Source organism: Ensifer adhaerens (assembly GCF_002940685.1).
Classification (GTDB): Bacteria; Pseudomonadota; Alphaproteobacteria; order Rhizobiales; family Rhizobiaceae; genus Ensifer; species Ensifer adhaerens_E.
Genome location: NZ_PNFP01000021.1, coordinates 79,578 through 103,896 on the forward strand (window position 1 = coordinate 79,578; position 24,319 = coordinate 103,896).

The window sequence follows — 24,319 nt, forward strand, 5'->3', positions numbered from 1 at the left end:
GGGTTTTAGACGGTCGGCTGCTCGCTCACCTGCAGCCCGTCGACGAAGAGCCGCTCAAGGAAGCGCGCCGCGTCCTCGAAGCGTCCCTCGCCGGCATTGCCCTGCCCGAGCACGGCGCGCACCTGCACGTCGAAGTCGGCATAATGCTGGGTGGTCGACCAGATCGCAAAGATCAGGTGATAGGGGTCGCACTTGGCGATCTTGCCGGCCTTGGCCCAGGCGCGGATCACCTCCGCCTTCTCGTCGACCAGCGCCTTCAACGGTCCCTTGAGCTCGTCTTCGATATGCGGCGCGCCCTGCAGCACCTCGTTGGCGAAGAGCCGGCTTTCACGCGGATAGTCGCGTGCCATTTCGAGCTTGCGCCGGATATAGCTGCGGATCTCGGCAACCGGGTTTCCCTCGGCGTTGAATTCGCGCAAGGGATCGAGCCAGGTGTCGAGCACCCGGTCGATCAGCGCCCGGTGCATCGCCTCCTTGGTGCGGAAGTAGTAGAGCAGGTTCGGCTTCGACATGCCCGCCACTTCGGCGATCTGGTCGACGGTCGAGCCACGGAAACCGTTGGCGGAAAAGACTTCGAGCGCCGCCTCGAGAATGCGCTCTTCCTTCTCCCCCTGTATGCGTGTCCGCCTCTGGGTCCTGGCCGCTCTCGGTAATACCATCTGTCCCCCTGGCGCTGCCTGCGCGCCTCGTCGCGCAGGCACCTGCCCAATTTCCGGTCTCGCCATCTTCTTGGGCAACAACTTCGTTTTTTTGTTTTTCCGGCTTGAGTGCCGCAACGGAAGTTGTAATGTTTACCAACCGGTCAAATTATCAGCCAGTTCACCGCCAAAGGCAACGGCTGATCGAAGGGCACAAGAAAAAACCAAGCCTGGATTTGACCAAGGGAACATAAGGGCTCGCCGCGATCGGTAAAGCTCTGAAAAAATGAGGAGACCGCCGTGGCTGCACCTGGCGAGAACATGCGCGTCAATACCGACCGCCTGTGGGATTCACTTATGGAAATGGCCAAGATCGGCCCTGGTGTCGCCGGCGGCAACAACCGCCAGACCCTGACCGACGAGGACGCCGAAGGGCGCCGGCTTTTCCAGTCCTGGTGCGATGCCGCCGGCCTCACCATGGGCGTCGACACCATGGGCAACATGTTCTTCACACGGCCCGGTACCGATCCGGACGCGCTTCCCGTGTATGTCGGCTCGCATCTCGACACGCAGCCGACCGGCGGCAAGTATGATGGCGTGCTCGGTGTCCTCTCGGGCCTCGAAGTCGTGCGCTCGATGAACGACCTCGGCATCAAGACCAAGCACCCTGTTGTCGTCACCAACTGGACCAACGAGGAAGGCGCGCGCTTCGCGCCGGCGATGCTTGCGTCGGGCGTCTTCGCCGGCGTTCACAGCCAGGACTTCGCCTATGGCCGCAAGGACCCGGAAGGCAAGACCTTCGGCGACGAACTGAAGCGCATCGGCTGGGTCGGCGACGAAGAGGTCGGCGCCCGCAAGATGCACGCCTATTTCGAATACCACATCGAACAGGGCCCGATCCTCGAGGCCGAGGGCAAGGACATCGGCGTCGTCACCCACTGTCAGGGCCTGTGGTGGCTGGAGTTCACCCTGACCGGCCGCGAAGCCCATACGGGCTCGACGCCGATGAACATGCGCGTCAATGCCGGCCTTGCCATGGCCCGTATCCTCGAAATGGTGCAAGGGGTGGCGATGGAGAACCAGCCGGGCGCCGTCGGCGGTGTCGGCCAGGTGTTCTTCTCGCCCAATTCGCGCAACGTGCTGCCGGGCAAGGTGGTCTTCACCGTCGACATCCGCTCGCCCGACAAGGCCAAGCTCGACCGCATGCGGGCAAAGATAGAGGCCGAGGCACCGAAGATCACCGACGCGCTTGGCGTCGGCTGTTCCATCGAGGCGATCGGCCACTTCGAGCCGGTCACATTCGATCCGAAGCTCGTCAGCGCGGTGCGCAACGCCGCCGAGCATCTCGGCTACAGCCACATGAACCTCATCTCGGGCGCCGGTCATGACGCCTGCTGGGCCGCCAAGGTGGCGCCGACCACGATGATCATGTGCCCCTGCGTCGGTGGCCTCAGCCACAACGAGGCGGAGGACATCTCCAGGGAGTGGGCAGGCGCCGGCGCCGACGTCCTTTTCCACGCCGTCGTCGAAACGGCCGAAATCGTCGAATGAGTTTATGGGCGGGACGAAAGTTCCGCCCTTTTTCGTGGCGGCCAAGCGGCTGCCGGAAGCGCAATCGCGAGGATCAAGAACCATGAGCACTGTCATCAAGGGTGGAACCATCGTCACGGCCGACCTGACCTACAAGGCGGACGTGAAGATCGAGGGCGGCAAGATCGTCGAGATCGGTCCTGATCTCTCCGGAACTGAGACGCTGGACGCGAGCGGCTGTTACATCATGCCCGGCGGCATCGACCCGCACACCCATCTCGAAATGCCCTTCATGGGCACCTACTCGTCGGACGATTTCGAAAGCGGCACGCGCGCAGCGCTCGCCGGCGGCACGACCATGGTGGTCGACTTTGCGCTGCCCTCGCCCAACCAGTCGCTGCTCGAAGCGCTGACCATGTGGGACAACAAGTCCACCCGCGCCAATTGCGACTATTCCTTCCACATGGCGATCACCTGGTGGAGCGAGCAGGTCTTCAACGAGATGGAGACCATCGTCAAGGACAAGGGCATCAACACCTTCAAGCACTTCATGGCCTATAAGGGCGCGCTGATGGTCGACGACGACGAGATGTTCTCGTCCTTCCAGCGCTGCGCCGCCCTCGGCGCGCTGCCGCTGGTGCACGCCGAAAACGGCGACGTCGTCGCGCAACTTCAGGCGAAGCTGCTCGCCGAGGGCAACAACGGCCCGGAAGCGCACGCCTATTCACGGCCGGCCGAGGTCGAGGGCGAGGCGACCAACCGCGCGATCATGATCGCCGACATGGCCGGCTGCCCGGTCTATATCGTGCACACCTCCTGCGAGCAGGCGCACGAAGCGATCCGCCGCGCCCGTTCCAAGGGCATACGCGTCTTCGGCGAGCCGCTGATCCAGCACCTGACGCTGGATGAGACCGAATATTTCAACAAGGACTGGGACCATGCGGCGCGCCGCGTGATGTCGCCGCCCTTCCGCAACAAGCTGCACCAGGACTCGCTGTGGGCGGGCCTCGCCTCGGGCTCGCTGCAGGTGGTGGCGACTGACCACTGCGCGTTTACCTCCGAGCAGAAGCGCTTCGGCGTCGGCGATTTCACCAAGATCCCGAACGGCACCGGCGGTCTCGAAGACCGCATGCCGATGCTCTGGACCCACGGCGTCAACACCGGCCGCATCACCATGAACGAGTTCGTGGCGGTGACCTCGACCAACATCGCCAAGATCCTCAACATCTACCCGAAGAAGGGCGCGATCCTCGTCGGCGCCGATGCCGATCTCGTGGTCTGGGATCCCAAGCGCTCAAAGACGATCTCGGCCAAGAGCCAGCAATCGGCGATCGACTACAACGTCTTTGAGGGCAAGGAGGTCAAGGGTCTGCCGCGCTACACGCTCACCCGCGGTGTCGTTGCGATCGAGGACGGCACGATCAAGACCCGCGAGGGCCACGGCGAGTTCGTGCGCCGCGATCCCTTCCCGGCCGTCAGCTCCGCCCTTTCCACCTGGAAGGAAGTCACCGCGCCCCGCGCCGTCCAGCGCACCGGCATCCCGGCCACCGGCGTCTGAGGCCTCATGTATCGCGGCTTGCACGTCTTCGCGCCGCTCTGTCCCACCGGACATGTCCCGCCACCTTGGCGGGGCGCTTCAGCCTGGGAGCCGTCAGCCGGGCACGAGCGCATCGAGCTCGGGCAAGAGCACGACGCTTTCCAGCTGCTTCGGATCCGTGCGCGCGATGACGGCCGAACAGGGCGCGTCCGACCGGTTTTCCGGCAGATGCGGCACGCCGGCCGGGATATAGACCATGTCGCCGGCGCGCGCGACGACATGGTCCTCCAGTTTCTCGCCGAACCAGGTCCAGGCCTCGCCCGAAAGCACGTAGATCGCCGTCTCGTGGCTCTCGTGCAGGTGTGCCTTGGCACGCGCGCCGGGCGGGATCGTGACGATATGCATGCAGAGCCCGGTCGCCCCGACGGTCTCGGCCGCAATGCCCTCGAAATAGTTGAGCCCCTGCTGGCCGGCCATCATGCCCGCGGGACGAACCACGCGACAGCCCGGATTGGATGATCGAGACATGAACGTTCTCCAGAATTCCCTGAAAAACCAGCAACAAACGGCTGCGCACCCAAATCCGCGATTGCATGTTGCCGGTCCGGATAGCAGTCTGACACAGACCAGCCACAATGAGTATTTGCCGATGACGTCCAATACCGCATCCGTGGTTTCGGCCCGGGACCTCTGCCTGACCTTCGAAACCGCCGATGGGCCGGTTCATGCGCTGACCGGCGTCAATCTTGATGTCGCCAAGGGCGATTTCGTTTCTTTCATCGGCCCGTCCGGCTGCGGCAAGACGACCTTTCTCCGGGTGATCGCCGACCTCGAAAAGGCGACCTCCGGTACGATCAGCGTCAACGGCATGACGCCGGAAGATGCGCGCAGAGAGCGCGCCTACGGCTATGTCTTCCAGGCGGCAGCGCTCTATCCCTGGCGCACGATCGAGAACAACATCGCCCTGCCGCTCGAGATCATGGGCTATTCAAAGGAAGAGAAGAAAGCGCGCATCGAGCGGACGCTGGACCTCGTCAATCTCAAGGGCTTCGGCAAAAAATATCCTTGGCAGCTTTCGGGCGGCATGCAGCAGCGCGCCTCGATCGCCCGCGCGCTGGCGTTTGATGCAGACCTGCTTTTGATGGATGAGCCCTTCGGCGCGCTCGACGAGATTGTCCGCGACCATCTGAACGAACAACTCCTGAAACTCTGGGCCCGCACCAACAAGACAATCTGTTTCGTCACCCATTCGATCCCCGAGGCGGTCTATCTCTCCACCAAGATCGTGGTGATGAGCCCGCGTCCCGGGCGGGTGACCGATGTCATCGAGTCGCCGTTGCCGCGCGAACGGCCACTCGGCATTCGCGAAACGCCGGAGTTCCTGGAAATCGCCCACCGCGTCCGCGAGGGCCTTCGTGCGGGGCACAGCTATGACGAATAGCGCCGTGATCCGCCCTGCCGAGCGGGCCGACATGGTTGCCTGCGCCGGCATTCTCAACCGCTGGATTGACGCGACACCGTGGATGCCGCGCGTGCACGACCATGCCGATGTCGAGCGCTACTACGAGGAAACCGTCTTTGCCGAACGCCATGTGATCGTGGCGGAACATGGAAGCGAAGTCGCCGGCTTTCTTGCCCTGTCCGACGACCGTTATGTCACGGCACTCTATGTCGATACGCCTCATCGCGGCGTCGGCATCGGTACGCGGCTTCTGGAGGTCGCCAAGAATTTGTCTCCGCAAGAACTCAACCTGTGGACATTCGAGAACAATCGCGCCGCCCAAGGTTTCTACGAGAGCCAGGGTTTTCAGGTGGTGCGACGCACCGACGGTGACAACGAAGAGCAGCTGCCGGATCTCCTCTACCAATGGCAGGCCGGGGAGGTGCAGGCATGAACCTCGCCTATGCCCTCTGGATGCTGCTCGCGACGACCATCTTCCTCGGCGGAGCCACCGCCTCGCGCGCCTATGTGTCCAACAATCATCTCGGCATGCTCTTGCTTGCGCTCGGGCTCTACGTGATCGGCAACATCATCATGGTCAAGCTGATGCGCGAGGGCGGCCTGGGGCTCGCGATCTCGCTTTCGGCGATCGTGCAGCTCGTGCTCGTCAACGTCATCGCCTTTGCGGTCTTTGGCGAACGGATGAGCCTGACACAGGCCGCCGGTGTGCTTCTCGGCATCGTCGCCATGGGCCTGATGTTGTTCCCCGCAAGTGGAAAGGCGTGACGATGCAGGAACCAAGCTTTCTCAGGGACAAATTGCTGCCGGTCGGCACCATCGTCCTGTTGTTGATCGCCATCTGGTATGTCGCGGTCGTCTTCCTTAATGCGCCCTTCGAGCGCGATACTGCAGGCCGCGCCGGCACCGAGATCAGCTTCTCCGAGATCGTGCGCAACACCATGGCGCAGGAACGGCCGGTCTTGCCGGCGCCGCACCAGGTGATCGCCGAGATCTGGGACACGACCTTCAACAAGGCGATCACCTCCAAGCGCAGCCTCGTCTACCACGCCTGGATCACGCTCTCGGCAACCCTGCTCGGCTTCGGCATCGGCGCCGCCCTTGGCATCCTCCTGGCGGTCGGCATCGTGCACAACCGCGCCATGGACCGCTCGCTGATGCCCTGGGTGATCGCGAGCCAGACGATCCCGATCCTCGCCGTCGCGCCGATGATCATCGTCGTCTTGAACGCCGTCGGCATCTCCGGTCTCTTGCCGAAGGCGCTGATCTCGACCTATCTCTCCTTCTTCCCCGTCGTCGTCGGCATGGTGAAGGGCCTGCGCAGCCCGGAGACGATCCAGCTCGACCTGATGCACACCTACAATGCCTCCTCGGCCCAGACCTTCTGGAAGCTGCGCTGGCCGTCGTCGATGCCCTACCTCTTCACCTCGCTTAAGGTTGCCGTCGCCATCTCGCTGGTTGGCGCCATCGTCGGCGAACTGCCGACCGGGGCGGTCGCCGGCCTTGGCGCCCGGCTGCTCGCCGGCTCCTACTACGGCCAGACGGTGCAGATCTGGGCGGCGCTGTTCATGGCGGCGGCTCTTGCCGCAGTTCTCGTCATGATCGTCGGCTTCGCTCACACCGCCGTCCTCAAGCGCATGGGAGCCAAGCCATGAACCTTCCCGTCCTTGCCGCCGCGATCATCTTCTGGCTCGCCGCCTGGGCCTTCAACGAATGGCTGGTGCGCCAGAACTTCCAGAGCGCAGCAGCAAACAGCGCAGCCCGCTTCGCCGTACCGGTGATCTTCGGCATCACGATCCTGGTTCTCTGGGAAGGCATCGTCCGCGGCTTCCAGGTCCCCTCCGTGCTGCTGCCGGCACCCTCGATGATCTGGCAAAAGCTGATCAACTCGCTGCCGACGCTCGGCGCCGATTTCCGCCAGACCTTCCTGAAAGCGGTGTTGATCGGCTATGCGCTCGGCTGCGGCCTCGGCTTCGCCGTTGCGATCCTGATCGACCGTTCGCCCTTCCTGCAGAAAGGCCTCCTGCCACTCGGCAATTTCGTCTCAGCCCTTCCCGTCATCGGGGTCGCCCCGATCATGGTCATGTGGTTCGGCTTCGACTGGCAGTCGAAGGTCGCCGTCGTCGTCATCATGACCTTCTTCCCGATGCTGGTGAACACGGTTGCCGGCCTTGCCGCCGCCAGCCACATGGAACGCGACCTGATGCGTACCTATGCCTCCTCCTGGTGGCAGACGCTGGTCAAGTTACGCCTGCCGGCCGCGTGGCCGTTCATCTTCACCGCGCTCAAGATCAATTCGACGCTGGCGCTGATCGGCGCCATCGTCGCCGAGTTCTTCGGGACCCCCATCGTCGGCATGGGGTTCCGGATTTCCACGGAAGTGGGACGCATGAATGTCGACATGGTCTGGGCCGAGATCGCCGTCGCGGCGGTCGCCGGTTCCGCCTTCTACGGGGTGGTCGCGCTCATCGAGCGCGCCGTCACCTTCTGGCATCCTTCCATCCGCGGAGGGCGCGCCTGACGCATACGGCCTGAGCAATTCCAGGAAAAGTGTAAAACGGTTTTCCGTCCGAAATTGCGCAGTTGAAAGAAAATGAATTAAAAACAAGAGGGAACTGACATGAACAAAAGACTTGCATCGCTTCTCGCCGCAGGCGTCTTTTCGCTCGCAGCGTTCCAGGCTGAAGCTGCCGAAAAGGTGACGCTGCAGCTAAAGTGGGTGACCCAGGCGCAGTTTGCCGGCTACTACGTCGCCAAGGACAAGGGCTTCTACGAAGAGGAAGGCCTCGACGTCGACATCAAGCCCGGCGGTCCGGACATCGCGCCGGCGCAGGTGATCGCCGGTGGCGGCGCCGACGTCATCGTCGACTGGATGCCGTCAGCACTTGCCACCCGCGAAAAGGGCGTGGCGCTGGTCAACATCGCCCAGCCCTTCAAGAAATCCGGCATGATGCTGACCTGCCTGAAGGAAACCGGTGTTACCAGCCCCGACAAGTTCAAGGGCCAGACCCTCGGCGTCTGGTTCTTCGGCAACGAGTATCCGTTCCTCTCCTGGATGTCGCACCTGAAGATCCCCACCGATGGCGGCCCGAATGGCGTCACGGTCCTGAAGCAGGGCTTCAACGTCGACCCGTTGATCCAGAAGCAGGCCTCCTGCATCTCCACCATGACCTACAACGAGTACTGGCAGGTGATCGACGCCGGCATCAAGCCGGACGACCTGGTGACCTTCAAGTACGAGGACCAGGGCGTGGCAACGCTGGAAGACGGCCTCTACGTGCTTGAAGACAAGCTCAAGGACGCCGCCTTCAAGGAGAAGATGGTCAAGTTCGTGCGCGCCTCGATGAAGGGGTGGAAATACGCCGAGGCCAATCCGGACGAAGCAGCCGACATCGTGCTTGAAAACGACTCCACCGGCGCACAGACGGAGAAGCACCAGAAACGCATGATGGGCGAAGTGGCAAAGCTCACTGCCGGTTCCAATGGTTCGCTTGACGAAGCGGACTACAAGCGCACCGTGCAGTCGCTGCTTTCGGGGGGGTCCGATCCCGTGATTTCCAAGGAACCGTCCGGCGCCTTCACGCATGAGATCACTGACGCCGCCCTGAAGTAGGCCCCGCGTCGCACAAAGCAAAAAAGAGGGTCGCACGGCTCAGTTCGTGCGGCCCTCTTCCGTTCTCTTAGCGGTCGTTCGCATCCGCCAAGCTGCCGCCGGGTACCGGGCGTGGGGGTGGTAATCCGGCGAACAACGGCGCTACCTTTGCTTGCCATTGTCAAGATCGTGTCAAGATCGCAACCATAACCACAGAACGAACTGAATATTGAGGCACCATCACTTCGTGCACTCTTGTAAGCGTCCAAGGCCGAGATTACATAGGCGACGATGTTTGTTGGAGGCAGGCATGGCGGAGGACTTCTTTTTCCCAGTGCATTGCCTGCGGTAACCGGTCCCAGTTCCGCCCGCGTCTACGGTCTGATACCGTGCACGCGGAGCGCGAAATGAGGAGAAGCGCAGTCTTCTGTCCCCGTGCAGTCGCCGGGGCGCGATGTCGGCGCGATAAAATCGCCTGATTGCCCGTGGATCCTGCGTTGAGCGGTGATCCGCTCGATGTTGTTTCCATTGCCGGGACTGTGAAGCCGATGGCTCAAAAAGTATTGCCCGTTCTCAGCGTGTGCGCTGCGATGACCCTTGTTTCGCTCTCGTTCGCCCGGGCGGAGGAAGTGGCGCAACCGACACCGGCGCCGAGCCTCCCCTCCATCGTCGTGACGACGGCGGTCGATCAGTCGATCAGCGACCGGGTGGTTGCGACCGGCACCATCCAGGCCGTCGAACAGGTCTACGTCGCCCCCATGGTCGACGGCCTCTCGATCCGCACCCTCAATGTCGATGTCGGCGACAAGGTCGAAGCCGGCAGCGTGCTCGTGGTCCTCAACGACGACGCGCTTCGCCTGCAAAAGAGCGAACTCGAAGCCTCGCTCGCCAAGGCGGAGGCCGGGCTTGCGCAATTGAACGCACAGCTCAGCGAAACCAAGGCGAACGCGGACGAGGCCAAGCGCGTCAGCGACCGCGCCGCGGAACTCTCCAAGAACGGCACCGTTTCGACGGCCGAGGCCGACCGGGTCCGGGCGCTCGCGATCGCGACGCAGGCGCGTGTCCTCTCGGCCGAGCAGGCTGTCGCCGTGGCCAATGCCGACATCAAGGTAGCCGAGGCGCAGATCGACGACATCGACCTTCGCCTCGCCCGTACCGAGGTCAAGGCACCTGTCGCCGGTGTGATCTCCGCCAAGAACGCCAAGGTCGGCGCGATCGCCACGGGCAACAGCGAACCGCTCTTCGCCATGATCCGCGACGGCGCGATCGAGATGAAGGCCGACGTCGCCGAAGCCGATATCATCAAGCTCGCTGTCGGCCAGCCGGCCGTCGTGACGCTCGCCGGCGGCAACACCAAGGTCGAGGGCAAGATCCGCCTGATCGCGCCGACCGTCGATCCCGTCAGCCGCCTCGGCACCGTCTTCATCAGCCTCTTCGATACCGAGAAGGCCCGGGCCGGCATGTATGCAAGCGCCCTGATCACCGCCGAACAGAAGCAGACGGTGGTGCTGCCGCAAACGGCCGTCACCAACGAGAACGGCCGCACCATCGTCCGCAAGGTCGAGAACGGCGTCATCCGCATCCTGCCGGTCAGGACAGGGATTTCCGACGGCAAGTTCATCGAAGTCCTCGAAGGCGTGAAGGCCGGCGAGGACGTGGTGGCGAGGGCCGGCGCCTATGTCCGCGACGGCGACCGCATCAACCCCGTCAAGTCCGCTGAACCAGCGACCAACTGACAGGAACCGTGACCATGAACTTCTCAGCCTGGTCCATACGCAATCCGATCGCGCCGATCCTCGGCTTCTTCGTCCTGATGGTACTGGGCTACCAGTCCTTCGTGTCGTTGCCGATCACCCGTTTCCCCAACATCGACGTGCCGATCGTCTCGATCAACGTGACGCAAAGCGGCGCCTCGCCGGCCGAACTCGAAACACAGGTCACCAAGGAAATCGAGGACGCCGTCGCCAGCGTCACCGGCGTCGACCACATTCAGTCGACGATCAACGACGGAACCTCGACCACCGCCGTGATCTTCCGCATGGAAGTGCCGACGAACCAGGCGGTCCAGGACGTCAAGGACGCCATCGACCGCATCCGCAGCGACCTGCCGACCTCGATCGAGGAGCCGATCGTCTCCAAGGTCGACGTCGAAGGCCAGGCAATCCAGACCTTCTCGGTCTCGGCACCAGGCATGTCGCTGGAAGAGCTTTCCTGGTTCGTCGACGACGTCATCAAGCGCGAAATCCAGGGCAAGAGCGGGATCGGCCGTGTCGACCGCTACGGCGGCGCCGATCGCGAAGTCCGCGTCGAACTCAATGAAGACAAGCTGAATTCGCTCGGCATCACCGCCGCCGACGTCAATGGCCAGCTTCGCCGCATGAACATGGACCTCGGCTCCGGCCGCGGCCAGGTCGGCGGCAGCGAGCAGGCGATCCGCACCCTCGGCGACGCCCGAAACGTCGATCAGCTTGCCAATACGATGATCTCGGTGCCGAGCGGCCGTTTCGTTCGCCTTTCCGAACTCGGCACCGTCACCGACACCTATGAGGAGCCGCGCTCCTTCTCGCGCTTCAACGGCACCCCCGGCGTAACCTTCGCGGTCTTCCGCGCCAAGGGCGCCTCGGAAGTCAGCGTCGCCGAGACTGTCGCCAAGTCGCTCGACAAGATCAGGGCGGCAAGCCCCGACGTCACCATCGAGATGGTCGACGATTCCGTCTACTTCACCTACGGCAACTATGAAGCGGCCCTGCATACGCTGATGGAAGGCGCGCTGCTTGCCGTCATCGTCGTCATGCTGTTCCTGCGCAACTGGCGCGCCACGCTGATTTGCGCCGTCGCCCTGCCCTTGTCGGCGATCCCGACCTTCTGGGTCATGGAACTGCTCGGCTTTTCGCTCAATCTCGTCAGTTTCCTCGCACTGACGCTGGCAACCGGCATTCTCGTCGACGATGCAATCGTCGAGATCGAGAATATCGAGCGGCATATTCATATGGGCAAATCGCCTTACCGGGCGGCGATCGAAGCGGCAGATGAAATCGGGCTTGCGGTTATCGCGACCACCTTCACGATCATCGCGGTTTTCATCCCGGTGTCGTTCATGCCGGGAATCGTCGGCCAGTATTTCATTCAGTTTGGCCTGACCGTCGCAGTCTCGGTGTTCTTCTCGCTGCTGGTTGCGCGCCTGATAACGCCTGTCATGGCCGCCTATCTGATGCGACCGTCGAAAACCGATGGCCATCATGCCGAAGACGGCTACCTGATGCGCAAATACACGCGTCTGGTTCATGCGACCACGAAACGCTGGTACATGCGCTACCTGACGGTGCTCATCGCGATCGGCGTGACCGTGGCCTCCATGGTCGCTCTGTTCATGTTCGTGCCTGGCGGGTTCCTGCCGCCGGACGACGCGTCGCGCGTCAGCCTGTCCGTCGAGCTGGCGCCAGACGCCATGCTGGAAGATACCGACCGGACCACGGCGCAAATCTACGAGCGGGTCAAGGACATCGAGGGCGTCGAGAGCGTCTTCGTGCTCGGCGGTGCATCGCCGAAGGGCGACCTGGAACTGCGCCGAGCCACGGTGACGGTGCTGCTCGAAAAGCGCGACCATTCGCTTCTCAACAAAGTCGTCAACGACGTCTTTGGCAGGCTGCCGGTGATCGGCCCGTATCTGCCAAAGCTGGAGCCGGACGGCCGCATCATTCCGCAGTCACAGATCGAGAAGGAAATCTTTGCCCGCGTGCGCGATCTGCCGGACGTCCGGGTGATCAAGCTCAACGACCGCGGCGAACGAGAGCTTTCCTTCAATCTGCTCTCCAACAACGAGGCCGATCTCGACAGGGCCGTCGGCATTCTGGAAGGAAAGCTGCGCAGCGATCCATTGCTGGCCAATGTCAGCCCGGATGGCGCACTTCCCCGCCCCGAGTTGCAGATCCGTCCGCGTGACGAGCAGATGTCTCGCCTCGGCATCACGACAGCGCAGATTTCGGAAGTTATCCGCGTCGCCACCATCGGTGATATCGATGCGGCATTGACCAAGATCGCACTCGATGGCCGGCTGATCCCGATCCGCGTCCAGATCAACCGTGATTTCCGCACGGACATCGCAGCGATCCGCAATCTGAAGATCCAGACGTCCTCGGGCATGACGGTGCCGCTGTCCAGCGTGGCCGACATCAACTATTCCGAAGGCCCGAGCTCGATCAAACGCTACGACCGCAATCGCGTCGTTGCGCTCGGTGCCGACCTGCCGATCGGCGTCGCGCTGAACACCGCCTCTGCGCGCTTCCTGCAGATTGCGGACGAGGCCAAGATGCCGTCCACGGTTCAGCTCCTCAAGAGCGGCGACGCCGAGGTTGAGGAGGAAATGCAGGAGAGCTTCGTCAATGCGATGTTGCTTGGCCTGATGCTGGTGCTCGTGGTTCTGATCCTCCTGTTCAAGGACGTGATCCAGCCCTTCACCATCCTGTTCTCGCTGCCGCTCGCCATGGGCGGCGTTGCTGCCGGCCTGATCCTGACGCAGAACTCCCTGTCGATGCCGGTGCTGATCGGCATTCTGATGCTGATGGGCATCGTCACCAAGAACGCCATCCTGCTCGTCGATTTCGGTATCGAGATGATGCATCACGGTATGGACCGGACGCTGGCGATGATCGAAGCAGGCCGCAAGCGCGCCCGCCCGATCATCATGACGTCGATCGCCATGTCCGCCGGCATGCTGCCGTCGGCGCTCGGCGTCGGCGAAGGCGGCTCGTTCCGTGCACCGATGGCGATTGCAGTCATCGGCGGCATCATCGTCTCGACGGTTCTCAGTCTCGTTGTCGTGCCTTCCTTCTTCCTGATCATGGACGACCTTTCGCGACTGCTCGCCTGGGTCTTCGGACGCTTCGTCGGCCAGAAAGACGAGGAAAACCTGCCGCTCGACCGCGAAACCCTGACGGGTCTCGTGCACGAACAGGGCAAGACGATCGAAGGCCTGGAAGACCGGCTGAAGACGCTGGAGACCGACCAGACCAAGGGACGATCCGGCGGCAAGGTCATCAATCACCCGGCGCTTGCCGCCGAGTAGGCCCGTCGCGGAAGCGGCTCTCCGCCCGGAGCTGCCACAATTCCAAAGCGAGCCCGCGCCCTGCAAGCGCGGGCTTTTTGTTGTTCTTATTTGATCGAGGTCAAACCACGATCGGCAAAGCTTCACTACCCTGACGCAGAAATTACTCAGGACGGGTACGATGAAGACGTTGCGATTGAACTCGAACGACAGGGCGGTGCTGCTTCGCTCCTGCTTCTTCGAAAGGCTGCCGACGGCCGCATCGAGCGCCATTCTCGATGACGTCGTGGTTTCCACCCACGAGGAGCACGACCTTCTCTTTGCCCAGGGCGAAGCGCTGGACCATGTCTTCTTCGTTCTCTCTGGTCTGGTGCGTCTTTACCGGCTGGGCAAGGATGGGCGCGAAGCGGATATCGCTGTCTTTCCGAAGGGCGAGCTTTTCGGCGAAAGCGCGATGTTCCTCGGCAACCGCGCCACTGCCAATGCGCAAGCCATCGAAACGACGATGCTCGCCCGCATCGACAGCCGCAAGCTGCGCAAGCTCGCCGAGCGGACGCCTGAAATCGCCGACGCGCTGATGCAGCTCTTGTGCCGGCACGCGCAAATGGCGGAGGATTGCCTGGCCGAAGACCGGCTGCTGACGGCACCGCAGCGGGTCGCAAGCTATATCCTCGGCAACTGCCCCGACGGTATCACCAACTTCTCCTTCCGCCTGCCCTTCCAGAAGAACGTGCTGGCCGGCAAGCTGGGCCTCGCGCCGGAAGCCTTGTCGCGCGCCTTCTCAGCGCTTCGCCGCTCCGGCGTCACCGTCAAGGGACGCGTCATCGAGATCCACGACCGGCAGGCGCTGGAGCGCTTCTGACGCGAGTTCAGACGTCGGAAGCGAGGCGAGGCCGCGTCAGAGCCCGCCGTGCAACGTCAGGAAATCGACGATCCGGTTGATGCCGTCGCCGCGCTTCATGTCGGTGAAGACGAACGGTTTTTCGGCGCGCATGCGGGTTGCGTCGCGCTGCATGACGTCGAGATCGGCGCCGACGTACGGGGCGAGATCCTTCTTGTTGATGACGAGCAGATCGGACTTCGTGATCCCCGGCCCGCCCTTGCGCGGGATTTCCTCCCCCTGGCAGACCGAGATCACATAGATCGTCAGATCGGCAAGATCAGGGGAAAAGGTCGCCGCCAGATTGTCGCCGCCGGATTCGATGAAAACGACGTCGAGATCGGGAATGCGCCGGTTAAGCTCGGCGATCGCCTGCAGGTTGATCGTCGCGTCCTCGCGGATCGCCGTGTGCGGGCAGCCGCCGGTTTCCACGCCGACGATGCGATCGGACGGCAGCGCCTGCATGCGCACCAGCGCCTCCGCATCCTCCTTGGTGTAGATGTCGTTGGTGACGACGGCGACGGAGTACTTCTCCCGCATTGCCTTGCAGAGCTTGTCGGTCAGCGCCGTCTTGCCCGAGCCCACCGGCCCGCCGATGCCGACGCGAAGGGGACCGTTCTTCGATGCCATCTGGATATCCTTTCAGGTGGAAGCAGTTCCAGGGAAAGTGTGAAGCGGCTTTCCGCCGGACTTGCGCAAGTCCATGGGTTACGAGCGGAAGAGCCGCGAATTGAGGGTCTCGTGTCTCAGCGCCGAAATATCCGCAATGATCGCCGCCGAGCCGAGATCGTCGAGCGAGGCGTTGGCGGCCCTGCCGGCCGTTGCCGCGATGACCGGTTCGAGCGCCGCGATAATGCCGACGCCGTCGCGCTGGCCGGTAACGCCGCAGCGGATCGCCACGGAGACGGCGTTCGATACGGAGGCGTTGAGATAGGCGGCAAGCGCCGGCTCGAGGCCCGTTTCGTGGGCGCCGGCGACCACGCCGACCGCGACCGGATAGGCGACGGTCTCCGGCAGCGCGTCAAGAACCGGATGCGGCCACGACCGCGCGGCCGCGAGAAACGCCTGACCCTGCAGCATCGTCTCCATATGCCGTTCGCGGCTTCCCGCCAGGGCCCCTGCAAGCTCCGCGGCCGCAGCCAGCCGAACATGGTCGTTCACGGCGCGATAGCTCTCGGCCAGAAGCAGGGCATCGTTCCAGCCGGATCCGAGACAAATGACCGTTTCCAGCCAGTTGCGAAGCGCGCCGGCATCCGTGACCAGTCCGTCATGAACCGCCTGTTCGAGCCCGCTGGAATAGGAAAAGGCGCCGACCGGAAAGGCCGGCGACATCCATGTCACGAGGCGCAGCAGCGCCTGTGTCCCAAAGCCTTCAGCCATGGTGGTGGTGGCTGTGGTCATGGTTGTGACCGCCGGAATGATAGGCGCCGCGCAGCGGATGGAAAGGCTCGGAAACCTCGGTCACGCCCGCCCCCAGGCCTTCGAGCATCTGACGGATGACGGCATCGCGGGCAATCAGGATACGGTTCTCTTCGATCTGTGCCGGCAAATGGCGATTGCCGAGATGCCAGGCAAGCTCGATCAGGTGCAGCGGATCGCGCGGACGGATCGCGTAAAGCGCCTCCGGTGCCGCGACGATCCGGATATGACCGCCACCTTCGAGCACCAGCAGATCGCCATCGGCGAGCATCACCGCTTCCTTGAGATCCAGCATCACGACATCGTCGTTTTCGAGATGCAGCAACTTGCGGCGCAGATGCCGCGCGTCGTGCGTCAGGGTCACGCTGTGAAGCGGCGCTTTGTCGGCCGGGCCTGGAGACAGGACTTCTGTCGAGCGGTACGGCATCTTCAGAGCACCTCGACCTTTTCCGGCGTCACCAGCTCGATGCGCGCCTCGACGAGCAGATCGGCCATCGCCGCCTGAAAAGCCTTCAGATGCGGCTCCTCGAAATGCGCGTCGACGGCTGCCTTGTCTTTCCAGGTCTCGACAAAAACCAGCACGTCGGGCTCGGCCGGCTTGCGATAGAGATCGTAGGTGATGCAGCCGGCCTCGCGCCGCGTGGCCTCGATCAGCGGTGCAGCAAGCGACACCACTTCATCCCCCTTGCCCTTATGCGCGGTCAGGTAGGCGATTATGTAAACCATTGAACCCTCGATATCTTTTCCGTCGGCCAGTTTAGCAAGAAAAAGCCTTGGCGCCAGTCGCGCGCCCACCGCATTTCAGGCGCCCGCCGCAACCACGCGGCACAAGAAAAAGCCCGAAGACCGGATCCGGTCTTCGGGCTTTCTCAAATCAGCAATGATAGGTCCCTGCCATCAGGCGGCAAGCTTCTGGGACTTCAGCGTCTCCAGAATGTTCTGCGGCGAGGAGACGCCATAGGGATCGCTGTCGCAGTTGTCGGAATAGCCTTCTTCCTCGAACCACTGCTCGACGACGCCATTGTTGACGACGGCGGCGTAGCGCCAGGAACGCATGCCGAAGCCGAGATTGTCCTTGGCGACGAGCATGCCCATCTTGCGGGTGAACTCGCCAGAACCGTCCGGGATCAGCTTGACGTTTTCGAGGTTCTGGGACTTGCCCCAGGCGTTCATGACAAAGGCGTCATTGACCGAGATGCAGTAGATTTCGTCGACGCCTTCGGCGCGGAAATCGGCCGTCAGCTTTTCGAAATCGGGCAGCTGGAAGGTCGAGCAGGTCGGCGTGAACGCGCCCGGCAGCGAGAACAGCACGACGCGCTTGCCTGCGAAGTAATCGTCAGAAGACACGTCCTCCCAGCGGAACGGGTTCGAGCCGCCAACGGCTTCGTCGCGAACGCGGGTGCGGAACGTTACAGCGGGTACTTTTCTGCCAAGCATCGTCATCTCCTTTGGACCACGATGATTTGGATCGGTTCGACCAAAATCATGAACGTGATCGTCTCTTGTAAGTTAGAGCGGGATATATGCGGAGAACCGCAAACCGCTCTGGTGCAGCTCTCGGTCGGCAGGTCTTGGGAGGATTGCTGGCAACCGAGGAAGGTCAGCCGTCTTCCTATCGGATATTGCGCTGCGACGCAGCACGAAAGGCCCCAATTCACACGCGAGCATGGCAGCCATGCGGTGGCCGCATGGCTGCCGACTGCCGATCTTTGCTCAATTATGGAGGCGCAGCGACAGGCCGAGGCTTGGCGGGACCGGGTTCCACAGGCCCGTTCGCAAGCCCGCCTCACGCAACGCCCGCGCCGTCCATGTGTTGCAGCCGAAGAGCGCGTTGAAACTGCCTTCCGCCTCGAAGAAGCGGTCGTTGCCATTGTAGGAAAATCCGTCGATCGGAACGACCGCATCAGCTTTTCGGGTAAAGCTCTCGGCAATGAAGGCGAGCAGCCGATCGTATCCCGCTTCGTCCAGTTCGAAGCCGGCGACGGAAGCTTGAGGCTCGACGATCCGCCCGGCGATATCCACATGCATCACCGACCGATCGACGGTCAGCGCCTTGAACACGGGCCCGGGCTTCAACTCCGACCATGTCGGCGTTTCCAGATAGAAGGAGCGCCCGCCCCAGCCGAAGATCAGCCATTCAGCCTGCGGATGCGCAAGCGGCACACCCGCCGCTTCGACAAAGCCGAACCTTGCCCGCGTCTCCTCCGTGAGAGGCACGGCGATGTCCGTGTGAATCGGCCCCGAAAGCAACAGTATCCGCGTGCCCGCGGCGCCCGCGGCAGAGGCGGAAGCCGGCAGGAGTGGCCGCGGCAGCACCGTTCCGAGAACAACGGCAAGCACGGCCGCAAGCAGGCCGAAGAAAGCCCATTTCAGGCCGCGCTTCATCCTCGGCCTCTGCTTAGAACAGGAAGTAGCGTTGCGCCATCGGCACGACCGTCGCCGGCTCGCAGGTCAAAAGCTCGCCGTCGGCGCGCACCTCATAGGTCTCCGGATCGACTTCGATATGCGGCAGCAGGTTGTTGTGGATCATCAATGCCTTGCCGATGCCGCCGCGGGTGTTGCGGACCGCCACAAGCTGCTTGGCAACGCCGAGCTTGGCGGCAAGGCCGGCATCGAGCGACGCCTGCGACACGAAGGTGACGGAGGAGCTGGTGCGGTTCTTGCCGTAGGCGGCAAACATCGGCCGGTAGTGCACCGGCTGCGGCGTCGGGATGGAGGCATTCGGATCGCCCATCGGCGCCATCGCGATCGAGCCGCCGAGCAGCACGAAGTCGGGCTTCACGCCGAAGAAGGCCGGGTTCCAGAGGACGAGATCGGCGCGCTTGCCGACCTCGATCGAGCCGATCTCGTGGCTGAGACCGTGGGCGATCGCCGGGTTGATCGTGTACTTGGCGATGTAGCGCTTCACCCGGAAATTGTCGTTGTCGCCGGTTTCCTGCGGCAGCGGCCCGCGCTGACGCTTCATCTTGTCGGCGGTCTGCCAGGTGCGGATCGCCACCTCGCCGACGCGCCCCATCGCCTGGCTGTCAGACGAGATGATCGAGAAGGCGCCGATATCGTGCAGGATGTCCTCAGCCGCGATCGTCTCCTTGCGGATGCGGCTCTCGGCAAAGGCGATGTCCTCGGGGATCGACGGCGACAGGTGATGGCAGACCATCAGCATGTCCAGGTGCTCGGCGAGCGTATTCCTGGTGTAGGGCCGCGTCGGATTGGTCGAGGACGGAATGACGTTCGGCTGGCCGCAGATCTTGATGATGTCGGGCGCATGCCCGCCGCCCGCCCCTTCCGTGTGGAAAGCGTGGATGGTGCGCCCCTTGATCGCCGCGATCGTATCCTCGACGAAACCGCTCTCGTTCAGTGTGTCCGTATGGATCATCACCTGCACATCGTATTCGTCGGCAACGCCAAGGCAGCAGTCGATCGCCGCCGGCGTCGAGCCCCAGTCCTCATGCAGCTTCAGCGAGGTGGCGCCGGCAAGCACCATTTCGACGAGCGCACCCGGCCGCGACGCATTGCCCTTGCCGGCAAAGGCGATGTTCATCGGGAAGCCGTCGGCCGCCTCGATCATGCGGGCGAGATGCCAGGGACCGGAGGTGCAGGTGGTAGCGAGCGTGCCATGCCCCGGTCCGGCGCCACCGCCAAGCATGGTCGTGAGCCCGCTCACCAGCGCCTCCTCGATCTGCTGCGGGCAGATGTAATGGATGTGGCTGTCCATGCCGCCGGCGGTGATGATCTTGCCCTCACCCGCGATCACCTCGGTACCGGGACCGACGATGACGGTAACGCCCGGTTGCGTGTCCGGGTTGCCGGCCTTGCCGATGCCGGCGATGCGTCCGTCCTTGAGGCCGATATCCGCTTTCACGATGCCCCAGTGGTCGACGATCAGCGCGTTGGTGATGACCGTGTCGACGGCACCCTCGGCCCGCGTCATCTGGCTTTGCCCCATGCCGTCGCGAATAACCTTGCCGCCACCAAACTTCACCTCCTCGCCATAGGTGGTGAAGTCCTTCTCCACCTCGACGAAGAGTTCGGTATCCGCGAGCCGCACCTTGTCGCCGACCGTCGGGCCGAACATGTTGGCATAGGCCGCGCGCGACATCTTGTAGGGCATGGTTCAGGCTCCTTGGGGCGAAGAAGAAAGGGGATGGAGGCGGCGAAGGCGGCTCTGCGCCGCGAGCGCGTCGACATAGCGGCGCTCGGCGGCAAAGGGATGCCATTCCCAGCCGACATGGCCGAAGCCGGCGAGTACGACTTCGTCATCGACCGTCGCGGTACTGGACAGAATGTCGGCAATGACGATCAGCCCGCTGGACGGAACGACGTAGGGATCCGGTGAAAAGCCGGCGAGATCCTGCTCCACCCGGTCGTGCACATCGACCGGAACGACGCGAAAGCCGCGGTTGGTCGAACGGGCGAAGCTCTCGAAACCGACCGTGTAATCGTCGCAGAAATCGTCGAGATCCGGATGGGTTTCGGCAAGACCGGTGCGCATCGCGGCAAACTTCGCGCCGGAGCGAACGCACCAGATCTCCCGCGCCTGGCGCACGGCGGAATTCGTCTTCCACCGGCCGCCGCCGAGCATGGAAATCCCCGGGCGTCCGGTATTGCAGACCGCGACGATATCGGTCCTGTGGCCACCGGAACCGACAGAGCGGCAATCGTTGAAGCGCACGACGATATCGGCTGCGTCGATCGTCGCGCCAAACCCCTCCGGCACTTCGCCATTGCCCACGATCATGATGGTGCGGCCGCCGCTCAAGGTCTAGTTTCCGTCGGGCTCGGCAACGGCCTGGAGTTCCTTCGTCCGGGCCTTCGTCAATTCGGCGAGGCAACCGGAAACGAGCATCGGCTCCATCGAGCCCCCGCGGGCTTCGAAGCCCGCGAGCTCGCATTGGCCGTCACGGTAACCGATCCAGGCGCGCTGCGCCTTCTTCAGCGCCTCCTCCGCGCCGACATAGTTCGCATCGATCTCGGCCAATTCCTTGTCCTGTGCCTTTGTTGCTGCCAGCGCCAGCTTGTAGACCTTGTTCAGTTCCGCGTCGGCCGCCTCGTAGTCCTTGTTGGCGCATATGTTCATGTCCATCTGCGTGACGGCATTTTGGCAGTCGACTTTGTCGTCCTGCGCCAGTGCCGGCGCGAGCGGCAGAACGAGAGCGATGGCAAGTGCGGCGAGGCGTTTCATAGCTTGCCCATCACCTGCTGGCGGAAGCCATAGACCTCGCGCTTGCCGGCAAGCGGGATCAGCGTCACCTGGCGCGTCTGGCCCGGCTCGAAACGCACGGCGGTACCGGCCGGAATGTCGAGCCGGCGGCCGTAGGCGGCCTTGCGGTCGAACTGCAGTCCGGCGTTGGTTTCGGCGAAATGGTAGTGGCTGCCGACCTGGATCGGCCGGTCACCGGTGTTGGCAACTTCGATCGTCGTCGTGTCGAGACCGACATTGAGCTCGATCTCGCCGGCCGCCGCGATGATTTCTCCTGGGATCATGAACCTCTCCTCGAGCCGCCTGGAAGGCCCGCACGCTTGCTTCCTGAGTTAAGGCCTGGGGCGCTCAACGCCCGCAAGCTACATCGTCGTCCGCCCGCCTAGCGGATCGGCTCGTGTACGGTGACGAGCTTGGTGCCGTCAGGAAACGTCGCTTCGATCTGGATATCGTGGATCATCTCGGGAATGCCCTCCATCACCTGATCGCGCGTCAGCACCTGCGCGCCCGCCTCCATCAGTTCGGCAACCGAGCGTCCATCGCGCGCACCCTCGACGACAAAGTCGGTGATCAGCGCAATCGCCTCGGGATGATTGAGTTTCACGCCGCGCTCCAGGCGCTTGCGCGCGACCATCGCGGCCATGGAGATCAGCAGTTTGTCCTTTTCGCGCGGGGTAAGATTCATGCGTCGCCACCGGTTGTTCGAGAAGCAGTTCCCTGGAAGAATGCGAAGCAGTCTTCCGCCAGGAATTACATAGTTTCAATGCGTTAGATCATTTCACAGTTTCAAATGAAAATATGAAATGACCTAGAGAACCCAGACTTTCGGCACTGTCTTCTGCTTGCGCAAGTGCGAAATAACGGGGATGAGGATTTTTCTGAGCGTGAAGCCGTCCGGCGCGACGAAGCGGGCAACCAGCTTGTCGCGGCTATCGACCTGGAAATGGCTGATGCCGACCCCGGCCTCGCCGTCAACGAGCGAGCGGAGATGTCGCAGCATCAGTTCGCAATCCGGCCCGACATAGAGCAACGTGGCAAAGGCGGCTGCGCCATCGAGCACCGCGTTGCGCCGACCGAGGCTCGCGACCTCCCCTGATAGCGCCAGATTGTCCGCATGCAGCAGCCTGCCCTCGACGTGGATACGCCAGCGATCGCGGAATAGCCCGGTTTGCACCGCCTCGCCCATCGCCTTGCGGCCAAGCAAGACCGCCTCCACCGCGAGGAACGTCGCGTCGGCAGCAAGCTCCACTTCCAGTGAGCGTGACAGCGCGGCACGGTCGAAAAGGATCGTCTCCTGCGGCAGCCAGTCGACGCGCGCGCCGGAGGCAACCTCGATCCGCGTCGTGACGTCGACGGTGTCCGCACTTGCCTTGTAGATCTTCTCGCAGGCCTGCGTCGTCACGGTCACATCGGTTCCGGCCCCTGCCCCTACTTCCCAGGCCATGCGGTCGCCGCCGGTGAGACCGCCGGAGGAATTGATGAGCACCGCCTCCATGGACGCGTCGAAGGTCTTCGGCAGCCTGATCTTGGCGCAACCCTCCTGATAGAGCTCGGCTATACGGCTCTGGCCAAGCATCGCCTTGGCGACCAGCCGTCCCTTCCCCCAGGCCCGCTGCGGGGCGATGCTTGCTGCCTTGTTCATGTTGCGACCGCCGAGCGGTGTCCCTCGATCTCTGGCATGGCACGCGCGGGGCCATCGCCTTGTCTTCGCGCTATCGTCCGCATCGCGGCGCGACAAGTCAAGCTATTGTTTTGCAAAGAAAATCGTCAAGTTGCTGCATTTAAATGCAGGCGCTGCGCAGAAAACAGGCACCCTCTCACGCCACGCGATCCGGCGGCTCGCGGCCGTCGAAAAACGCGGTAACGTTGTCGACCACCTTCATGCCCATGGCGACGCGCGTCTCCTCCGTGGCGCTGCCGAGATGTGGAAGCAGCACGACATTTTCGAGCCCGCGCAAGCGCTCCGGCACGTTGGGCTCCGCCTCGAACACATCGAGCCCGGCGCCGCGAATGACACCGTTTTCGAGCGCGGCAATCAGCGCCGGCTCATCGATGACGTCGCCGCGCGCCGTGTTGACGAGATAGGCGCCCTTCTTCATCAGCGCCAGGCGCTCGGCGTTGATCAGGTGTCGGTTCTCGCCGCCGCCCGGGCAATGCAGCGACACGAAATCAGCCACCTTCAGCACGTCCTCGACGGTGTCGAGCTGACGGGCGCCAAAGCGGCTCGCTTCGGTGGGATCGATGCGCGAGCGGTTGTAGAAGACGACATCCATGTCGAAACCGAAATGGCAGCGCTTGGCCATCGCCTTGCCGATGCGGCCGAAGCCGATGATGCCGAGCGTCTTGCCGGTGACCTTGCCGCCGATCATGTGGGTCGGACGCCATCCGCTCCATTCACGGGCCCGCACCTGCCGCTCGCCCTCGCCTGCCCTGCGCGCGACCGCAAGCAGCAGCGTCATGGCGATGTCGGCAGTACAGTCTGTGAGAACGCCCGGCGTGTTGGTCACGACGACGCCGGCCGCCTTGGCTGCGGCAGTGTCGATGTGATTGTAGCCGACGCCATAGTTGCCGAGGATCTTCGCCCGCAGGCCACCGCCGGCGAAGAGTGCGGCCGGAAGGCGATCGGAAACGGTCGGGAGAACGGCGTCATAGGTCCGCAGCGCATCGGCCAGCGCCTCGACCGTCATCGGCACGTCGCCCTCGTTCAAGGTGAGATCGAAGCGCTCGGCAAGCACCTGCTCCACCGCCGCCGGCCAACGACGGGTGACGAGAATGCGGGGTTTCGAGCTCATGCCTGCCTCCGGATCAGAATCGCCGAAGGATAGTGCACGAAACGGCGCGACGCGACAGCCATCCCGGCAGGCGAAACAGCTATCACAAAAGCAAAAAGGAGGCGCCGGTGCGGGCGCCTCCTTTTGTCATGACGTCAGACGTGTCACGCCCTGGCGAAGGCGAGCAGGTCGGCGTTGAGCTGGTCCTTGTGCGTGTCGGTGATGCCATGTGGTGCGCCGGCATAGACC

General features: G+C 63.2%; 26 protein-coding genes. 11 read left to right on the top strand and 15 right to left on the bottom strand.

Going from position 1 to position 24,319, the window contains the following annotated elements:
* Positions 1–5: 5 nt before the first annotated feature.
* A complete protein-coding gene (gene rutR / locus C1A35_RS30880) occupies positions 6–659 on the bottom strand; it encodes an HTH-type transcriptional regulator RutR (protein ID WP_104668046.1) in 654 nt (217 codons plus the stop codon).
* A gap of 279 nt (positions 660–938) precedes the next feature.
* On the opposite strand from rutR, the gene C1A35_RS30885 reads away from it, so the two are divergent.
* Together C1A35_RS30885 and hydA are read left to right on the top strand one after the other, a co-directional pair.
* Positions 939–2,189, top strand: coding sequence for a Zn-dependent hydrolase (locus C1A35_RS30885; protein ID WP_104668047.1), 1,251 nt, complete (start codon positions 939–941; stop codon positions 2,187–2,189).
* An 82-nt stretch (positions 2,190–2,271) separates the two neighbouring features.
* Positions 2,272–3,726 carry a dihydropyrimidinase gene (hydA, locus tag C1A35_RS30890; RefSeq protein WP_104668048.1) on the top strand — a complete coding sequence of 485 codons (1,455 nt, stop codon included), beginning with the start codon at positions 2,272–2,274 and terminating at the stop codon, positions 3,724–3,726.
* 93 nt (positions 3,727–3,819) lie between these two features.
* Here the strand turns inward: hydA and C1A35_RS30895 are convergent, their stop codons facing one another.
* Entirely contained in the window at positions 3,820–4,233 is a 414-nt protein-coding gene (locus tag C1A35_RS30895; protein ID WP_104668049.1) for a cupin domain-containing protein, read from the bottom strand.
* Between the two features lie 121 nt (positions 4,234–4,354).
* On the opposite strand from C1A35_RS30895, the gene C1A35_RS30900 reads away from it, so the two are divergent.
* The 9 genes from C1A35_RS30900 to C1A35_RS30940 all read left to right on the top strand — a co-directional run bounded on the left by C1A35_RS30900 (position 4,355) and on the right by C1A35_RS30940 (position 14,662).
* Positions 4,355–5,146, top strand: a complete 792-nt coding sequence (locus C1A35_RS30900) for an ABC transporter ATP-binding protein (RefSeq protein ID WP_104668083.1) — start codon at positions 4,355–4,357, stop codon at positions 5,144–5,146.
* Positions 5,136–5,600 (top strand): GNAT family N-acetyltransferase, encoded by a 465-nt coding sequence (locus C1A35_RS30905; protein ID WP_104668050.1) that lies wholly within the window; start codon positions 5,136–5,138, stop codon positions 5,598–5,600. Before C1A35_RS30900 ends, C1A35_RS30905 begins: the two co-directional genes overlap by 11 nt.
* Entirely contained in the window at positions 5,597–5,932 is a 336-nt protein-coding gene (locus tag C1A35_RS30910) for a hypothetical protein (RefSeq protein ID WP_104668051.1), read from the top strand. The genes C1A35_RS30905 and C1A35_RS30910 overlap by 4 nt, the downstream gene beginning before the upstream one ends.
* A 2-nt stretch (positions 5,933–5,934) precedes the next feature.
* On the top strand, positions 5,935–6,819 hold the full coding sequence (locus C1A35_RS30915) for an ABC transporter permease (protein WP_104668052.1): 885 nt from the start codon (positions 5,935–5,937) through the stop codon (positions 6,817–6,819).
* A complete protein-coding gene (locus C1A35_RS30920) occupies positions 6,816–7,685 on the top strand; it encodes an ABC transporter permease (protein ID WP_104668053.1) in 870 nt (289 codons plus the stop codon). The genes C1A35_RS30915 and C1A35_RS30920 overlap by 4 nt, the downstream gene beginning before the upstream one ends.
* A gap of 99 nt (positions 7,686–7,784) precedes the next feature.
* Positions 7,785–8,777 carry an ABC transporter substrate-binding protein gene (locus C1A35_RS30925; RefSeq protein ID WP_104668054.1) on the top strand — a complete coding sequence of 331 codons (993 nt, stop codon included), beginning with the start codon at positions 7,785–7,787 and terminating at the stop codon, positions 8,775–8,777.
* 527 nt (positions 8,778–9,304) lie between these two features.
* A complete protein-coding gene (locus C1A35_RS30930; RefSeq protein ID WP_104668055.1) occupies positions 9,305–10,492 on the top strand; it encodes an efflux RND transporter periplasmic adaptor subunit in 1,188 nt (395 codons plus the stop codon).
* A gap of 14 nt (positions 10,493–10,506) precedes the next feature.
* On the top strand, positions 10,507–13,821 hold the full coding sequence (locus C1A35_RS30935; protein ID WP_104668056.1) for an efflux RND transporter permease subunit: 3,315 nt from the start codon (positions 10,507–10,509) through the stop codon (positions 13,819–13,821).
* 160 nt (positions 13,822–13,981) lie between these two features.
* Entirely contained in the window at positions 13,982–14,662 is a 681-nt protein-coding gene (locus C1A35_RS30940) for a Crp/Fnr family transcriptional regulator (protein ID WP_104668057.1), read from the top strand.
* A 36-nt stretch (positions 14,663–14,698) separates the two neighbouring features.
* Here the strand turns inward: C1A35_RS30940 and ureG are convergent, their stop codons facing one another.
* The 13 genes from ureG to C1A35_RS31005 all read right to left on the bottom strand — a co-directional run bounded on the left by ureG (position 14,699) and on the right by C1A35_RS31005 (position 24,091).
* Complete coding sequence (ureG, locus tag C1A35_RS30945; RefSeq protein WP_104668058.1) at positions 14,699–15,310, bottom strand: urease accessory protein UreG; 612 nt, start codon at positions 15,308–15,310, stop codon at positions 14,699–14,701.
* 78 nt (positions 15,311–15,388) lie between these two features.
* Entirely contained in the window at positions 15,389–16,060 is a 672-nt protein-coding gene (locus C1A35_RS30950) for an urease accessory protein UreF (RefSeq protein ID WP_199773077.1), read from the bottom strand.
* A complete protein-coding gene (ureE, locus tag C1A35_RS30955) occupies positions 16,053–16,526 on the bottom strand; it encodes an urease accessory protein UreE (RefSeq protein WP_104668060.1) in 474 nt (157 codons plus the stop codon). Before ureE ends, C1A35_RS30950 begins: the two co-directional genes overlap by 8 nt.
* Before the next feature lie 2 nt (positions 16,527–16,528).
* Positions 16,529–16,825 carry a putative quinol monooxygenase gene (locus C1A35_RS30960; protein ID WP_104668061.1) on the bottom strand — a complete coding sequence of 99 codons (297 nt, stop codon included), beginning with the start codon at positions 16,823–16,825 and terminating at the stop codon, positions 16,529–16,531.
* 171 nt (positions 16,826–16,996) lie between these two features.
* On the bottom strand, positions 16,997–17,536 hold the full coding sequence (locus C1A35_RS30965) for a peroxiredoxin (RefSeq protein ID WP_104668062.1): 540 nt from the start codon (positions 17,534–17,536) through the stop codon (positions 16,997–16,999).
* Between the two features lie 276 nt (positions 17,537–17,812).
* Positions 17,813–18,484, bottom strand: a complete 672-nt coding sequence (locus tag C1A35_RS30970; RefSeq protein WP_104668063.1) for a TIGR02117 family protein — start codon at positions 18,482–18,484, stop codon at positions 17,813–17,815.
* Positions 18,485–18,497: 13 nt separating this feature from the next.
* Complete coding sequence (gene ureC / locus C1A35_RS30975; RefSeq protein WP_104668064.1) at positions 18,498–20,210, bottom strand: urease subunit alpha; 1,713 nt, start codon at positions 20,208–20,210, stop codon at positions 18,498–18,500.
* A gap of 3 nt (positions 20,211–20,213) precedes the next feature.
* The gene (locus tag C1A35_RS30980; RefSeq protein WP_104668065.1) at positions 20,214–20,858 is read right to left on the bottom strand and encodes a Urease operon accessory protein; all 645 of its coding nucleotides are present in this window, start codon (positions 20,856–20,858) and stop codon (positions 20,214–20,216) included.
* A 3-nt stretch (positions 20,859–20,861) separates the two neighbouring features.
* Positions 20,862–21,281, bottom strand: a complete 420-nt coding sequence (locus C1A35_RS30985; RefSeq protein WP_104668066.1) for a lysozyme inhibitor LprI family protein — start codon at positions 21,279–21,281, stop codon at positions 20,862–20,864.
* A complete protein-coding gene (locus C1A35_RS30990) occupies positions 21,278–21,583 on the bottom strand; it encodes an urease subunit beta (protein ID WP_104668067.1) in 306 nt (101 codons plus the stop codon). The genes C1A35_RS30985 and C1A35_RS30990 overlap by 4 nt, the downstream gene beginning before the upstream one ends.
* Positions 21,584–21,681: 98 nt before the next feature.
* Positions 21,682–21,984 (bottom strand): urease subunit gamma, encoded by a 303-nt coding sequence (locus tag C1A35_RS30995; protein ID WP_104668068.1) that lies wholly within the window; start codon positions 21,982–21,984, stop codon positions 21,682–21,684.
* Between the two features lie 123 nt (positions 21,985–22,107).
* Positions 22,108–22,941, bottom strand: coding sequence for an urease accessory protein UreD (locus C1A35_RS31000; protein WP_104668069.1), 834 nt, complete (start codon positions 22,939–22,941; stop codon positions 22,108–22,110).
* A gap of 175 nt (positions 22,942–23,116) precedes the next feature.
* The gene (locus C1A35_RS31005) at positions 23,117–24,091 is read right to left on the bottom strand and encodes a 2-hydroxyacid dehydrogenase (protein WP_104668070.1); all 975 of its coding nucleotides are present in this window, start codon (positions 24,089–24,091) and stop codon (positions 23,117–23,119) included.
* Positions 24,092–24,319 lie beyond the last annotated feature (228 nt).

Coding starts and splice junctions, on each gene's coding strand:
- rutR (WP_104668046.1), bottom strand. CDS start 659: ATGGTATTACCGAGAGCGGCCAGGACCCAGAGGCGGACACGCATACAG.
- hydA (WP_104668048.1), top strand. CDS start 2,272: ATGAGCACTGTCATCAAGGGTGGAACCATCGTCACGGCCGACCTGACC.
- C1A35_RS30895 (WP_104668049.1), bottom strand. CDS start 4,233: ATGTCTCGATCATCCAATCCGGGCTGTCGCGTGGTTCGTCCCGCGGGC.
- C1A35_RS30900 (WP_104668083.1), top strand. CDS start 4,355: ATGACGTCCAATACCGCATCCGTGGTTTCGGCCCGGGACCTCTGCCTG.
- C1A35_RS30905 (WP_104668050.1), top strand. CDS start 5,136: ATGACGAATAGCGCCGTGATCCGCCCTGCCGAGCGGGCCGACATGGTT.
- C1A35_RS30910 (WP_104668051.1), top strand. CDS start 5,597: ATGAACCTCGCCTATGCCCTCTGGATGCTGCTCGCGACGACCATCTTC.
- C1A35_RS30915 (WP_104668052.1), top strand. CDS start 5,935: ATGCAGGAACCAAGCTTTCTCAGGGACAAATTGCTGCCGGTCGGCACC.
- C1A35_RS30920 (WP_104668053.1), top strand. CDS start 6,816: ATGAACCTTCCCGTCCTTGCCGCCGCGATCATCTTCTGGCTCGCCGCC.
- C1A35_RS30925 (WP_104668054.1), top strand. CDS start 7,785: ATGAACAAAAGACTTGCATCGCTTCTCGCCGCAGGCGTCTTTTCGCTC.
- C1A35_RS30930 (WP_104668055.1), top strand. CDS start 9,305: ATGGCTCAAAAAGTATTGCCCGTTCTCAGCGTGTGCGCTGCGATGACC.
- C1A35_RS30935 (WP_104668056.1), top strand. CDS start 10,507: ATGAACTTCTCAGCCTGGTCCATACGCAATCCGATCGCGCCGATCCTC.
- C1A35_RS30940 (WP_104668057.1), top strand. CDS start 13,982: ATGAAGACGTTGCGATTGAACTCGAACGACAGGGCGGTGCTGCTTCGC.
- ureG (WP_104668058.1), bottom strand. CDS start 15,310: ATGGCATCGAAGAACGGTCCCCTTCGCGTCGGCATCGGCGGGCCGGTG.
- C1A35_RS30950 (WP_199773077.1), bottom strand. CDS start 16,060: ATGGCTGAAGGCTTTGGGACACAGGCGCTGCTGCGCCTCGTGACATGG.
- ureE (WP_104668060.1), bottom strand. CDS start 16,526: ATGCCGTACCGCTCGACAGAAGTCCTGTCTCCAGGCCCGGCCGACAAA.
- C1A35_RS30960 (WP_104668061.1), bottom strand. CDS start 16,825: ATGGTTTACATAATCGCCTACCTGACCGCGCATAAGGGCAAGGGGGAT.
- C1A35_RS30965 (WP_104668062.1), bottom strand. CDS start 17,536: ATGCTTGGCAGAAAAGTACCCGCTGTAACGTTCCGCACCCGCGTTCGC.
- C1A35_RS30970 (WP_104668063.1), bottom strand. CDS start 18,484: ATGAAGCGCGGCCTGAAATGGGCTTTCTTCGGCCTGCTTGCGGCCGTG.
- ureC (WP_104668064.1), bottom strand. CDS start 20,210: ATGCCCTACAAGATGTCGCGCGCGGCCTATGCCAACATGTTCGGCCCG.
- C1A35_RS30985 (WP_104668066.1), bottom strand. CDS start 21,281: ATGAAACGCCTCGCCGCACTTGCCATCGCTCTCGTTCTGCCGCTCGCG.
- C1A35_RS30990 (WP_104668067.1), bottom strand. CDS start 21,583: ATGATCCCAGGAGAAATCATCGCGGCGGCCGGCGAGATCGAGCTCAAT.
- C1A35_RS30995 (WP_104668068.1), bottom strand. CDS start 21,984: ATGAATCTTACCCCGCGCGAAAAGGACAAACTGCTGATCTCCATGGCC.
- C1A35_RS31000 (WP_104668069.1), bottom strand. CDS start 22,941: ATGAACAAGGCAGCAAGCATCGCCCCGCAGCGGGCCTGGGGGAAGGGA.
- C1A35_RS31005 (WP_104668070.1), bottom strand. CDS start 24,091: ATGAGCTCGAAACCCCGCATTCTCGTCACCCGTCGTTGGCCGGCGGCG.